This is a genomic window from Novosphingobium sp. (assembly GCF_036820275.1).
In the GTDB taxonomy this organism is placed as follows: domain Bacteria; phylum Pseudomonadota; class Alphaproteobacteria; order Sphingomonadales; family Sphingomonadaceae; genus Novosphingobium.
In genome coordinates this window covers 236,875-250,042 of the sequence record NZ_DAISLT010000001.1, presented here as the reverse complement: position 1 = coordinate 250,042, position 13,168 = coordinate 236,875, and the positions used below count along the sequence as shown (strand labels likewise).

Annotated in this window: 9 protein-coding genes; 4 read left to right on the top strand and 5 right to left on the bottom strand. The window is 67.4% G+C overall.

The window, feature by feature from the left end:
• Positions 1-2: 2 nt before the first annotated feature.
• The 4 genes from V7066_RS00980 to V7066_RS00965 form a co-directional block, all read right to left on the bottom strand.
• A complete protein-coding gene (locus V7066_RS00980) occupies positions 3-983 on the bottom strand; it encodes a magnesium and cobalt transport protein CorA (protein WP_334181382.1) in 981 nt (326 codons plus the stop codon).
• Positions 984-1,095: 112 nt separating this feature from the next.
• The gene (gene mprF / locus V7066_RS00975) at positions 1,096-3,717 is read right to left on the bottom strand and encodes a bifunctional lysylphosphatidylglycerol flippase/synthetase MprF (protein ID WP_334181381.1); all 2,622 of its coding nucleotides are present in this window, start codon (positions 3,715-3,717) and stop codon (positions 1,096-1,098) included.
• Complete coding sequence (locus tag V7066_RS00970; RefSeq protein WP_334181380.1) at positions 3,714-4,145, bottom strand: DUF2147 domain-containing protein; 432 nt, start codon at positions 4,143-4,145, stop codon at positions 3,714-3,716. Before V7066_RS00970 ends, mprF begins: the two co-directional genes overlap by 4 nt.
• Positions 4,142-4,891 (bottom strand): AcvB/VirJ family lysyl-phosphatidylglycerol hydrolase, encoded by a 750-nt coding sequence (locus V7066_RS00965; protein ID WP_334181379.1) that lies wholly within the window; start codon positions 4,889-4,891, stop codon positions 4,142-4,144. Before V7066_RS00965 ends, V7066_RS00970 begins: the two co-directional genes overlap by 4 nt.
• Positions 4,892-5,136: 245 nt before the next feature.
• Here V7066_RS00965 and V7066_RS00960 point away from each other — a divergent pair, with 245 nt between their 5' ends.
• The 3 genes from V7066_RS00960 to V7066_RS00950 are packed head-to-tail and all read left to right on the top strand — an operon-like array spanning position 5,137 to position 7,715.
• On the top strand, positions 5,137-5,583 hold the full coding sequence (locus V7066_RS00960; protein WP_334181378.1) for a PDZ domain-containing protein: 447 nt from the start codon (positions 5,137-5,139) through the stop codon (positions 5,581-5,583).
• Between the two features lie 27 nt (positions 5,584-5,610).
• Positions 5,611-6,297: a response regulator transcription factor gene (locus tag V7066_RS00955; protein WP_334181377.1), complete on the top strand. Its 687-nt coding sequence runs from the start codon at positions 5,611-5,613 to the stop codon at positions 6,295-6,297.
• Entirely contained in the window at positions 6,294-7,715 is a 1,422-nt protein-coding gene (locus tag V7066_RS00950) for a sensor histidine kinase (RefSeq protein WP_334181376.1), read from the top strand. The genes V7066_RS00955 and V7066_RS00950 overlap by 4 nt, the downstream gene beginning before the upstream one ends.
• Before the next feature lie 23 nt (positions 7,716-7,738).
• Here the strand turns inward: V7066_RS00950 and V7066_RS00945 are convergent, their stop codons facing one another.
• On the bottom strand, positions 7,739-11,104 hold the full coding sequence (locus V7066_RS00945; RefSeq protein ID WP_334181375.1) for a glycosyltransferase: 3,366 nt from the start codon (positions 11,102-11,104) through the stop codon (positions 7,739-7,741).
• Positions 11,105-11,495: 391 nt separating this feature from the next.
• Here V7066_RS00945 and V7066_RS00940 point away from each other — a divergent pair, with 391 nt between their 5' ends.
• A complete protein-coding gene (locus V7066_RS00940) occupies positions 11,496-13,154 on the top strand; it encodes a methyl-accepting chemotaxis protein (protein ID WP_334181374.1) in 1,659 nt (552 codons plus the stop codon).
• Positions 13,155-13,168 lie beyond the last annotated feature (14 nt).

Sequence of the window (13,168 nt, the reverse complement as noted above, 5' to 3'; positions counted from 1 at the left end):
GCCTATAACCACCTTGTATGCCGGAACCAGACATACAAGGTGGAGCAGAGCAGGACGATTACCCCCAGTACGCCGAAATAGCCGTAGCGCATGTGCAGTTCGGGCATGTTCGTGAAGTTCATGCCGTAGATGCCCGCGATGGCGGTCGGGACGGCGAGGATCGCCGCCCAGGCCGCCAGTTGGCGGGTGATCGTGCCCTGGCGCTGCGATTCCAGCAGGTGGCTGACCTCGAACACCGTGGTCAGGACCTCGCGCAGGCTGGCGACCATGGAATCGACGCGGCGGACGTGGTCGTAGACGTCCTTGAAATAGGGCCGCACCGCCGCATCGAGATAGGGCACGTCCAGATGGACGAGCTTGCTGCTCACTTCCGCCATCGGGCCGAGAACGCGCTGGAAGCGGATCAGTTCGCGGCGCAGGCCGAACAGGCGCATCACGTCCTCGCGGTCGAGAAACGCGTCGAGCGCGTGCTTCTCGATCTCCAGCACGTTTTCCTCGATGGTCTCGACGATCGGCAGGTAGCCGTCGACGATGAAGTCCAGAATGGCGTGGAGCACATAGTCGACACCATTCGACAGCAGCGTCGGCGCAGCCTCCAGCTGGGCGCGCAATTCGGTATGCGCGCGAGCGGAGCCGTGGCGGACCGAGATGACATGGTGCTTGCCGACGAAGACCGAGGTTTCGCCATAGACGATCTCGTCGCCTTCGAGATGGGCGGTGCGGGCCACCACGAAGAGCTGGTCGCCGTAGATGTCGACTTTTGGCAGCTGATGGGCCTTGAGCGCATCCTCCACCGCGAGAGGGTGGAGGCCGTAGGTCTTCTGCACGGCGCGCAGTTCCGCTTCGGTCGGCTCGTGCAGGCCGATCCACACGAAGTCCTCGGCTTCTCCCTTCGCATGGTCGGGAATCGGGGGGCAGCTTTCGAGCGAAACCGGCTCGGCGGGCTGACCCTGGCGATAGAGGCGGGCGGCAATGACGGTCATCGAGGACGGGGGCTTTCCGGATTCTGGTCGTCTCGGCAGGACGATAGCGCCGGGCGGACGGCATGGACAGCCACGCTTCGGCTTTGTCTGGATGTTTTCGGGGACGGCTTCCTCAGGGAATTTCGCGCCGGTGCTGCCGGTTACGCTGTTGATGGCGCTGGCGGGCCGCGCTGCCTTTGCCGTCGGAGATCAGCGACTGGAGGTCCAGCAGGGCGCGGCCGGTCGCCATGCCGCCGTTGCAGGCGATGTAGCGCGGCTCCCACACCGGGGCGAACTTCTCCTTGTAGTTCCGCAGGCCCTCGAAGCCGTAGAAGGCTTCTCCGTGGCGGAACAGCATCCCCGCCGCGCGAGCCCAGGTGGGGGCGAGGCGACGGGCCTCGATGCCGGAAAGCGGCGCCAGGCCGAGGTTGAACCAAGCGTAGCCCTCCTGTCGGCCCCAGAGCATCAGGCGGGTGAACAGGAAGTCCATGCAGCCGTAGGGCACATCGGCGCGGTGGCGCATGAGGTCCACCGAGAGTTCCTCCCGGCCCGCCGTCTTCCAGAGATTGGCGAAGGCGACGATCCGGCCCTCGCAGCGGATCACGGCGATGTCGCAGCGGGCGATGTAGGTTTCGTCGAAGCGGCCGACGCTGAAGGCCTTCTCGCGCTGGCCTTTCGCGTGCAGCCATTCGTCCGAGACGGCGCGCAACTCGCCCATGAGGGACGGCACACGGGCGGCGGGGACGATGGCGAATTCGGCGCCTTCGCGCTCGGCGCGGCGCATGGCGTGGCGCAAGGGACGGGCGGCGGAGCCTTCGAGACCGAAGCGGGAGAGATCCACGCGCGCTTCCTCGCCGTACTTCATCAGTTGCAGGCCCATGTCGATGGCGATCGGCAGAACATCGGGCGTGACCTGATAGAGCAGCACGCGGCCCTGGTTGGCGTCGGCCCGCTCGCGCAGGCGCCAGAGCAATTCGGGCCAGTCGGCGGGATCGCCCACGGGATCGCCCATGACGATCCAGGAATGGCCCTGGACCTGGTACATCAGCATCGAGCGGCCCTCGGGACCGGCCAGGAACAGCTTGTCGCCGGTGAGCGCGAGCATCGATTCCGAGCGGGTGGCATGGTGAAGGGCGGCGTCCACGTCGAGCGGGCCTTCGTCGGGCAGCACGGCGCTGCGGGAGGGGCGCAGGAAGGCGAGCAGGGTGGAGGCGCTCATCAGCACGGCGACGGCGAAGCTCGTGCGCAAGTAGCGCGAGGCGTCGCCCGACCAGGCGAATTTCCACCAGAGACTGCTGCGATAGGCGGGGAAGGTCTGGGCGAAATAGCCGATCACGATGACCAGCGCGATCGTGGCGACCATGGCCAGAATCCAGTTGGTGCTCATCACGTCGGCAGTGAGCGCGGTGCGGCGCCAGAACCCCTTGCGCGCTATCTGCAACACGCCTGCGACGGCGAGCAGGGTCAGCGCTTCCTCCCAGTCGAGGCCCTTGGCAAGCGAGAACGCGGCGCCCGCCAGCAGCAGGGCGCGGGTCAGCAGGAAGGCAGCGTCGAGGCGGCGGTAGAGCGCGGGGGCCAGCAGCAGCAGCAGCGTGCCGACCAGGCTGGCGGCGATCTGCGAGGCTTCGACGAAAGGCAGCGGCACGATGCCGCGAATGTCGGCCATGCGTTCCGGCAGGGCGGGGGTCGCGCCCGACAGCAGCAGGATCGCACCGCCGAGGAAGACCAGCAGGGCGATGGCGCGCGGGGCGAGGCTGACCATCATGCTCTCGCCCGCCTTCAGTGCGAGCACGGCCGGGCGCCGCCAGCGGGCATGCTCGTGGCGCAGCAGCAGGACGAGCGCGAGGGCCAGTGGCAGGAGGTAGTAGACGATGCGGTAGACGAGCAGGGCGGCCACGAGTTCTCCCGCCGGGATCTGCGGGCAGAGCGCGATGACCGTCGCCTCGAACACGCCGAGGCCGCCGGGAACGTGGCTTACCAGCGCGACGACGATGGCCAGGACATAGGCGAGCAGCAGCGGCGGATAGAGCGCGATCCCGGCATGGGGCAGCAGTACGTAGAGCGTGCCGCAGGCCGCGGCGATATCGGCCAGCGCCACGAATGTCATGCGTGCGATCGCGTCCGGTCCGGGCAAGTGCCAGCGTTTGGCCAGCAAGGCGCCGCCACCCAGCAGCGCCAGCAGCACGGCGCCTGCCGTGTGCTGGACGCCGAGGGGAAGGACGTGCTGCGCTATGACAAGCGGGCGATGATGGACCAGCAGGGCCAGCGCGACGGAGGCGAAGACGCCGGTCCAGAAGGTGATCCCGGCGATGGCGGTGACCCGGGCGACTTCGCCCGCGCCCATTCCCTTGGCGCCGTAGATGCGCAGGCGCGCCGCGGCGCCGGTCAGGATGCCGAAGCCGAGATTGTGGCTGAGCGTGTAGCTTGTGAAGGAAGCGAGCGCGGCGGTGCGGTAGGGTTGCGGCCGTCCGATCGTGCGCAGGGCCATGACGTCATAGATCGTCAGCAGCAGGTAGCTGGCCGTCGTCAGGCCGAAGGCGACGGCGAGGCGCCAGCCCGGAATCGCGCGCGCGGTTCGCATCAGCGCATGGATGTTCAGCGACATCGCCAGCCGGTGCAGGCACAGCGCCGCCAGCACCAGAACCAGCGCCGCGACCGTCAGTTGCGCCGGAACCGCCAGCCTGCGGGCCAGGGGCTTCAGGTGCGCAAGGCGTCTTGCAAGTCCTTTTACGGAAGGGGCGGTGATCGCGTTCACGGCCGCCGCGTCCAGGTCTGCGACTTGCAGATCAGCCCATGCAGGATACAGCCGCTGATCTTGAGATGGCCGGGGTCGAGCTGGTGGATGCGCGAGAAGAAGGTCTCGCCCATGTCGGGGACGAAGACCTGCCCCTGCCAGCCGCCATCGCCCTCGCGGTGATAGTCTCGCAAAAGCTGGGTGCCGACGAGGTGGCCGACCCCGGCATCGGAGGCGTCCGCCACGGCCTGGCCGCCGACCCAGGTCACGGTGCCGCAGAGCATCGCCCCGCACGGCGCCACCGCCACTTCCACATCACCGCGCGGATTGAGCCAGTGGCCGAAGGGATCGGCGGCATGGGCGGGCTGCGCGGGGGCAGTCGCGGTCAGGGCGCCGATCAGCAGCGGGAGGATCAGGGCAAGGCGGGCGGCATGGCGGATGGTTTTCATCGTGCGGTCTCCGGACCGGCAAGGGTGTGGGCGGCAAGAACGCCGCGAATGGCGCCGAACAGGCGGTCGGCATCCTTGTTGAGGTAGTGGTCGCCGGGCAGGACGATCTGCGTCAGGCGGGGCAAGTGGAGCAGCGGGCAGAGGCTTTCCGGTTCGTCCTGACCGTGGATGCAGACGACCGGAACCCAGCCCAACTTGCTGGCGCTGGCCAGCGCGGGGGCATCGGGCGGCGTCTCGTCCAGCCATTCGAGCGGCGAGACGCGCAGGAACACGGTGCGGGTGGGAACGGTGAGAACGACCATCGAGACATGGCGGCGCAAGTCGGCGGGAAGGTGTTCCAGTCCGACATGGACCATGTCCGAACCGAACGACTGCCCCAGCACGATGACGCGATCGGTATGGCCAAGCGCCATGGCGCGGCGGATGGCTTCCGCCAGCATTGTCGAGACATCCTCTGGCGTGCGACGCACCTTGAAGTAGTTGAGCGAGTTGACGCCGACCGTGGCGATGCCATGATCGGCAAGGCGACTGGCCAGTTCACCGCCGAGCCCGGCGCGCAGCCCCATATCGCCGGACAACAGTACGGCGGCGTAGTGGTGGTTTCCGTTTTCTCGCGCGGGCATGTCCACGAAGGGACTGGCGTTCCAGGCGCCCAGCCACCCGAACACACCGACCAGCAGCGCCGCGATGGCGAGGATCGTCGCGATCACGATGGCGGTCCGGCGCCGGGGTCTGCGGAGGGGCATCTTTGTCATCATGCCGCTTTGCGCCGCGCCACCTTGCCGCGGGGTGGAGCGAACATGGACTTTCCTTAATGTGACTTGCGCGCTGGGCGGTGCGATAGTGCCGGACATGGGTGTAGCTTGCGGCCGGTCTTATGCCGGCGCCGAGGATATTGCCGGTCCATGTTCGTTTCGCCCTTCTTCCTTCCTGCCTGTTCGGACCCGTCCCGTGCCCGCCGGCTCCCACCCGAGGGAGCAGCAGCTTGGCGATGACCGACATGAACGAGCGCAAGAGCCGCCTGCTGGGACTGTTGCCGATGCTCGGTGCATTGCTGGCGGTGACCGGGGCGCTGACATGGGGCGATATCTGGGCGCAGCGGCATTTCAACCTGATCGGCCATACCCTGCCCCGCCCCCAGGGCACCCCGTCCGGCGAGGCCTGGCGGCAGGTGCTGGACTTTACCGCCGATCCCGTGCCGGGGCCGCAACCTGGCCTCGTCGTCACCAGCGTCCGCTCGCGTGGGCATGCCGAGAAGGCGGGGCTTGCCGTGGGCGACTGGATCGAAAGCGCGGACGGCCACGAGCCGCCGACGCTTCAGGCCCTGGCAGAGGAGTTGTCTGTGCGCGGACAAAGGCCTATCCACCTGACAGTGATGCATCAGGGCGCGGTTCGCACGATCGATCTCGCCCGTGAACCGGAGCTGATGGCTCCGTAATACGACGTGAAGGGGCCGGGCGAAGACATGGGGCACAAGTTGTTGGTCGTCGAGGATGACGACGCCACCGCCACCTACATCGCCAAGGGCATGACTGAGGAAGGCTTCGTGGTCGATCGCGCGGCGAACGGGCGCGATGCGCTGTTTCTGGCGAGCGACGGCACGTACGATGCCATCGTGCTCGACCGCATGATCCCGCAGATGGACGGGATGTCGGTGCTCGGTGCCTTGCGCGCCGGGGGGATCGAGACGCCGGTGATCGTGCTTTCGGCACTGGGATCGACCGACGACCGCGTGACCGGGCTGACCTCCGGCGCGGACGATTACCTCACCAAGCCTTTCGCCTTCGCCGAACTGCTGGCCCGCGTGCGCCTGCTGGTGAAGCGCAGCGGCGGACAGGCGGCGGTGGAAACGCGGCTCGTCTGCGGTGATCTGGAAATGGACCTGCTCGCCCGCAAGGTCCGGCGCGGCAGCCGCGTGATCGATCTCCAGCCGCGCGAGTTCCGCCTGCTCGAGTACTTCCTGCGCCATATCGACGAAGTGGTGACGCGCACGATGCTGCTCGAAGCGGTGTGGGACTATCACTTCGACCCCGGCACCAATGTCATCGACGTCCATGTCAGCCGGTTGCGCCGCAAGCTCGACGAGGGTGGTGCGGCGCCGCTGCTGCACACCGTGCGCGGCGCGGGCTATCGTCTCGGGATCGTCGCTTGACGACAGAGGCGGAGAAGATCGGGCCGGCGACACCGGGGGCAGGGAGGCGCGCCAGGGCATTTCTGCGTTCGACCACGTTCCGTCTCTTCGTTCCGGTGCTGCTGTTTCAACTCGTGGCGACCGGCGGCGTACTGACTTTCGTCTGGATCGCCGGCCAGCAGAGCGTGCGGGACGAACAGCATGCCCTGGTCGAAGAACTGCGCGACGACTTGCTCGATACCTATCAGGAGGGCGGCGCGGCGGCGCTGAAACTCAATATCGAACGCCGCCTGGGCAACGAGGGACGCCGCGCCCCCGTCCTGCTGCTGGCGGACCGCGACGGGCGGGCGATCGCGGGCAACCTTTCGGCTCTGCCGCCGCCCGATCCGGAGGCCGGAAGCTTGTTCGAAACGATGCTCTATCGCAGCGACAGCACCCAGCCGCAGACGATGGCGCTCTCCGAAACGCGCCTTGCCGACGGCTCGATCCTGCTTGCGGGGATCGAGATCGGCCGCGATCTCAAGCTCCAGCGCAGTTTCGAGCAGGCCTTGCTGGCGGCGCTGTTCCTGGCGCTGCCGCTGGCGACGCTCGTGGCGGTACTGACCTCGCGGCTGGTCGGCCAGCGGGTCCACGACATGGCGCAGACCGCGCACCGGGTGGGGAGCGGGGCTTTCGAGGCGCGCGTGCCGCTCGACGGTTCGGGCGACGCCTTCGATGAACTTGCCGGTGAAATCAACGCGATGCTGGCGCGGATCGAGACCCTGGTGGGGGAACTGCGGGTCGTGGCCGAGGGGCTGGCGCACGATCTGCGCTCACCCGTGACGCGGCTGCGCTCGGCGCTGGAGCAGGCCGCTTCGGAGGTGACCGACCCCGCCGCCGAGGCAGCGATGCAACGCGCGCTCACCGAGGCTGATACGTTGACCCGCATTCTCACGACGGCGCTCCAGATTGGCCGCGCCGAGGCCGGGATCGGGCGCGAGCGCTTCGAGGAGACCTTGCTGGAAGACTTTCTCGGCGATCTTGCGACCTTGTACGAACCTTATGCCGAGGATGCCGGTTTCGAGCTGCGGGCAGAGGCGCCGTGGGGCCTTTCGGTTTCGCTTCACCGGGAACTGATGAGCCAGGCGCTCGGCAATCTGGTCGACAACGCGGTGAAGTATGCAGAGGGCGGCAGCATGATCGCGCTCTTCGCCCGGAGGCAGGGCGAGCAGGTCGTGCTCGGCGTGCGCGACGATGGTCCGGGCATTCCGCCCGAGCGGCGCGAGGCTGCGATGCAGCGGTTCGGACGGTTAGACCCCAGCCGCGGGGTGGCCGGTTCCGGGCTGGGGCTGGCCCTCGTCGAGGCGGTTGCGAAGCTGCACGGCGGCGCAATCGCGCTGGACGAAGCGACGGGCGGCGGCCTGGAGATCAGGCTGACCATCCCGTCATCCCGATTCTGAAGTTTCAGGCCGGTTCTGATCCTTCAGGCCGTTTCCAGATCGCGTTCGGGTGCGGTGGCGGTCTGGTTTGCAGGCGCCGCGTTGACCCGCCCGGTCCGCTCCAGCTTGCCCCAGCCGATGCCCTTGCCGGCGAAGGCGGCCCCCACCGCGCGGATCACCACGCTGTACATGAGCTGGCGATAGACGAAGCGCTGGGCCAGCAGCAGGAACGGGCGGAAGCGCTCGCGGCGGGTGTCGAGGCGATAGGCGATCCAGCCGCAGGCAAGGTCCACCAGCGTGAAGGCCAGCCAGTAGGCGCCCATGCGCAGCACGTCGGTCTGGGTCTGCGCCCAGCCGTGCTGCGACACGCGCAAGGCGGTGCCGCCGATCGAGATCACCAGGGCCAGATCGATGGCGGGCGAGATCACCGCGAAGACGATCTGGAACAGCCAGGCCTGGGGCATGCCGATGAAGGCAAGGCCGGAAGGGCGCCCCTTCACCAGAGTGCCGCGGTGCTTCCACAGGCACTGGAGCGTGCCGAAGGACCAGCGGAAGCGCTGCTTCGACAGGGCCTTGAAGCTCTCCGGCGCTTCGGTCCAGGCCACGGCGTCTTCGTCGTAGGCGATCTTCCAGCCCTTGCGCTGGATGGCGATGGTGAGGTCCTGGTCCTCCGCCAGCGTGTCTTCCGGATAGCCGCCGACCTCGTCGAGCGCCTCGCGGCGCCAGGCGCCGACCGCGCCGGGCACGACCATGATCGCGTCGAGCCGGGTCAGTGCGCGGCGTTCGAGGTTCTGCGCGGTGACATATTCCACGCCCTGCCAGCGGGTGACGAGGTTCACGCGGTTGCCGACCTTGGCATTGCCCGCCACCGCGCCGATGGCGGGGTCGGCGAACCAGCGCACGAGGCGGGAGATTGTCTCGACCTCGAAATGGGTATCGGCATCGAGCGCCACGATCACGCTGCCGCGGGCCTGCTTGAGTGCGCGGTTGAGCGCGGCGGCCTTGCCGCCGTTCACGAGCGTCAGCAGTTCGACATGGGCATTATTGGCGAAGGCCTCGGCAACGATGGCGCTGGTGCGATCCTTCGAACCGTCGTCGGCGACGATGATCTGGAGCTGACGATAGTCGCTTTCGAGCACCCGCCGCACCGAGGCTTCGATCACGCGCTCCTCGTTGTAGGCGGGAATGATGACGGTCACGAGCGGGTCGCAGGTGTCTGCCGGGGCTTCCATCGGCTGCGGGCGGCGCAGCAGGCTGGCCAGCGAGGCGAGGCCGACCGAGCGCAATACGCCCAGCGAGATTGCGAAGAAGAACGTCCAGTTCAGGCCGACGAGGATCGCCGCGAGCGCCCCGAACAGGGCGATGTCCGCGCGCACGGCGGCGAGGTCCACGCCGTCTACCTTGGGCATCACCGCATCGTGCGAGAGGCCTGCGAGGGTCGAGACGGGGACGAACGTATAGCCGTCCTGCTTCAACCGCTCGATGATGACGGGGAGCGCGGCCACGGTCTGCGAACGGTCGCCACCGCCGTCGTGGAGCAGGATCACGTTTTCGGAGCGGTCGGGACTGGCCGATTCCACCTGCTGGATCGTGCTGTCGATGATGTGCTGGACGCCGGGGCGCTGCCAGTCGTCCGGATCGACGTGGAGGCCGACCACGGTATAGCCGTGCGCACGGGCGATGGCAGCGGGGACGAGTTCGTCGGCCGTGGTCGGCTCGGCGTCTCCGAAATAGGGCGCGCGAAACAGGCGGATCGAACGGCCGGTGGTGGCCTCGATCAGGCGCTGGGTGGCGTTCATTTCCAGGCCGATGCCGGTCGCGGCTTCCTCGGCCATGTTCGGGTGGGTGTAGCTGTGGTTGCCGATCTCGTCGCCATCGTCGGCGATGCGCTTGACGAGGTCGCGGTTGGTAAGGGCATTCTCGCCGATCATGAAGAACGTGCCCGGAACGTGGTACTGTTCCAGGATCGAGAGGATGCGCGGGGTCCAGGTCGGGTCAGGGCCGTCGTCGAAGGTCAGCGCGAGCTTCTTGGGCAGGGCGCCGGTGCGGTGCACGACATAGGGCGTGGGCAGCCGGGTATAGCTCTCTGCGGAGACCATCCCGGTGGTCTTGTCGAACGAGACCGCGCGGCTGCCGTCCTGCGGCGTGGCGGTCACGTCGAGGATCTCGCCCTGGCCTTCCACGTCGACATTGGCGGCCTGCGTCAGGTGCGTCAGGTTTGGACGGGCTCCGGTGCGCCATGCCTTGACCGTGTTCCAGAAGCCGGGCTCCTCCGAGCCGAGGCGCCAGAGCGCGATGTCGCCCACGCCGAGGCGCGAGAGGACCTGCATCTGGTTCCAGGTGGCGGCGGCGTCGAGCATCCAGACGTCGTGGCGATGGCCGTCATCGTCGTAGGAATAGCCGGCATTGCCGCTCATGGCATCGTATTGCGGCTCGGCGCCGCTGTCATGGGCGTCGAGCCAGGCTTCCTCAACGGTCATGCTGTCAGCCTTGCCGTCGTGCCAGTTGTAGGCGTACTCGCCGAGCGCGACGATCGCCTTGCCCTGCGGCAGCCCGGCCAGCGCGTGGGACAGCTTCTGCGCGAACCACGGGCTGGAGGCGATCGGACCGGGGGTGCCGCCCTGCCAGTGCTCGTCGTAGGCCATCAGCACCAGGCGGTCCGCCACGCTCGCGAAGGCGCGGGTCGACCACTCCGGATTGTCGATCGGCATGGTGACCGAGACGATGCGATGCTTGGGCGCGAGCTGGGCGCGCAGTTCGCTCAGGAACAGGCGCAGGTTCGGCAGGCTGCCGCTGGGCATGGTCTCGAAGTCGACCATGACGCCAGCATAGCCGGTCTTGTCGAGGTAGGCGGCCACTTGCGCTTCCAGCGCATGGCGGCGGGCCGGATTGGCAAGCTGCGCCGCCGTGGCATCGCCCTGCCAGTCGCCGTCGATGGTGTTCTGGAGCACCGGCACGACAAGCGGGCGATGGAGGGCGGTGGCGAGCAGATGGTCGAGCCGCGCGTCGTCGTCGATCTTGAGTGCGCCGCTCTTGTCGACCGAGAGAGTGGCGGGGGCGACCCAGTCGAGCCGGTCGATGTGGCGTTCCAGCGAGGTGGCGCTGTCGTCGCTCCAGGGCGTGTAGAAGCCGACGGTGATCGGCCTGGCGCCGGGCGTGGCGGCGGGAATGGCGGGCTTGCCGAACAGGAACTTGCGCGCACGGCGCGTCAGGTGGCCGATCTGTGCGCGGAACGGCAGCGGCGAGGCGTGCTCGTAAGCGATCGGCAGCGGCGGCGGCGCGGGCACGCTGGCTACGGTGGTCGCGAAGATGACGCAGGCCGCGATCGCCGTCAGCAGGGCGATGAACGACAGGCGGCGAACCCGGACGCGCCGGTTTCCGGTGGGGTCGAAGAAAATCGGTGCAGCCACGGCGTGCCTCACGAAAAGTTCCGGGCGGCGTGGGGGAACGCCGCCCGGAGTTTCATTGGTCTTTCGGAAGGTGCGGCCCGAAAACCGGAGGCAATGACGAGGGTGCGAATGTCACATTCGGCTTCCGGGCCGCACGACCGTTCTAGCCCTGCCGCCATGGAGCGGGCGTGGAGGCGAGGTTACAAAATTTTCATGTTCTTCCGCGCGCGATTGACCGGCGCACGGACAGGAAAATGACGCCGAGTGTCATAAGAGTATTATCGTTGGATTTTATCCATTTTGATCAAATCGATAGGGGCGGGTCGCAGCTTTGCCCCCCAATAGAGAAAACCAGATGATCCGCTTGCGTGCATACCTGAACCGACAGCCCCTTTCCGCCAGGGTCACACTCATGACCGTAGCCGCCCTGATGCTGCTTTCGGCCATCCTGTTTGCGGGCACGCGCGTGCTCATGGTCGAAAGCGCGCGCGAGCAGGGAACCGAAAGGCTCGATACGAACATGCGCGTGGCATGGTCGGTGCTTCAGGCGAATGGCTTGAACTTCAATCTGCACGAAGGGCAGCTTCGCGCCGGGGATACCGTGCTCAGCGGCAACAATGCGACGGCGGATCGCATCAAGGAACTGGTCGGAGGCATGGCGACGATCTTCATGGAAGATCTGCCGGTGGCCACCAACGTCATGCTCGACGACGGTTCGCGCGCGCTCGGTTCGCGTTTTGAGGCCGGGCCGGTGCGGGATGCCATTCTGGTCGAGGGCAAGTCCTGGCGGGGACAGATCAATATCCTCGGCACCGACTATTTCGCAGGCTACGATCCGATCCGCAATTCCGACGGCAAAGTGATCGGCATTCTTTTCGTCGGTTTCCCGGCGAGCGATTTCAATGCGCAGGTCAATCGCGTGAGCTGGCAGGTGCTGATCGTTGCCTTGCTCGTCACCGCGATCGCCGCGGCGCTTTGCAGGCGGGAAGCCATGCGCCTGTTCCGCCCGCTGGAAGGCGCGACCCGGACGATGTTGCGGCTTGCGGAGGATCATCACGATATCGAGATCGAAAACCTCGATCGCCCGGACGAGATCGGAGAGATGGCGCGGGCGCTGCTGGTTTTCCGCGATGCCGCGGCGGCACGCGAAGCCGCCGACACGGAGCAGCGCGGGGTGGTTGCCGCGCTGGGAGGCGGTCTCGCGCAGCTGTCTTCCGGCGATCTCACCGCGGAGATCGTCGATCGCTTTCCCGAAAGCTATGAGGGGCTTCGCGGCAACTACAATTCCGCGCTGGCGGGCTTGCGGGGGCTGATCGCGTCGGCCGGATCGAGCACGGCAACCATTCGCGGCGGCGCCTTCGAGATCGCCCAGGCCTCAGAGGATCTCGCGCGACGCACGGAGGCCAGCGCGGCGAGCCTCGAACAGAGTTCCGCGGCGCTGCTGGAGATCGACGGCAACTTGCGGTCGGGCGCGAATGACGCGATCGAGACCGTCGGCCGGGCGGACCTGGCGATCGCGACGGTCAACGACGGGCGGGATATCGCGGCCGAGGCCGTCGATGCGATGCGGCGGGTGTCCGACAGTGCGACCAATATCGACGGCGTCATCGAAGGTCTCGACAAGATTGCCTTCCAGACCCGCGTATTGGCGATGAACGCAGCTATCGAGGCCGGCCGGGCGGGAGAGGAAGGGCGCGGCTTCGCGGTCGTTGCCGATCTCGTTTCGGCGCTGGCCATGCGCTCCGAGGCGGAGGCCCGCACTGCCCGCGAGCAGCTGACGGTGACCCAGGCCGAGATCGTTTCCGCGCTGGGCGCCGTGGAGCGCGTCGACGGGGCATTCGAGAACATCGCCGGGGATGTCGGGCAGGTTCACCTCCTGCTGGGCGGCATGGCGAAGGGCAACCGGGCCTCGTCCAGTTCGGTCAGCGAAGTGACCGCGGCCATCGGTGCGATGAACCTGGCGACCCAGCAGAACGCGGCCATGGTCGAGCAGGCCTCGGCTGCCGCGCGCAGTCTCACGCAGGAGGTCGATCGCCTCACGGCCCGGACCGCCTTGTTCAAAGTGGCCTGAGAGACCGGGAGAAG

What these genes read in the sequence shown, in the direction of transcription:
- V7066_RS00980 (WP_334181382.1), bottom strand. Translation starts at nt 983, where the DNA reads ATGACCGTCATTGCCGCCCGCCTCTATCGCCAGGGTCAGCCCGCCGAG.
- V7066_RS00970 (WP_334181380.1), bottom strand. Translation starts at nt 4,145, where the DNA reads ATGAAAACCATCCGCCATGCCGCCCGCCTTGCCCTGATCCTCCCGCTG.
- V7066_RS00965 (WP_334181379.1), bottom strand. Translation starts at nt 4,891, where the DNA reads ATGCCCCTCCGCAGACCCCGGCGCCGGACCGCCATCGTGATCGCGACG.
- V7066_RS00960 (WP_334181378.1), top strand. Translation starts at nt 5,137, where the DNA reads ATGACCGACATGAACGAGCGCAAGAGCCGCCTGCTGGGACTGTTGCCG.
- V7066_RS00955 (WP_334181377.1), top strand. Translation starts at nt 5,611, where the DNA reads ATGGGGCACAAGTTGTTGGTCGTCGAGGATGACGACGCCACCGCCACC.
- V7066_RS00940 (WP_334181374.1), top strand. Translation starts at nt 11,496, where the DNA reads ATGACCGTAGCCGCCCTGATGCTGCTTTCGGCCATCCTGTTTGCGGGC.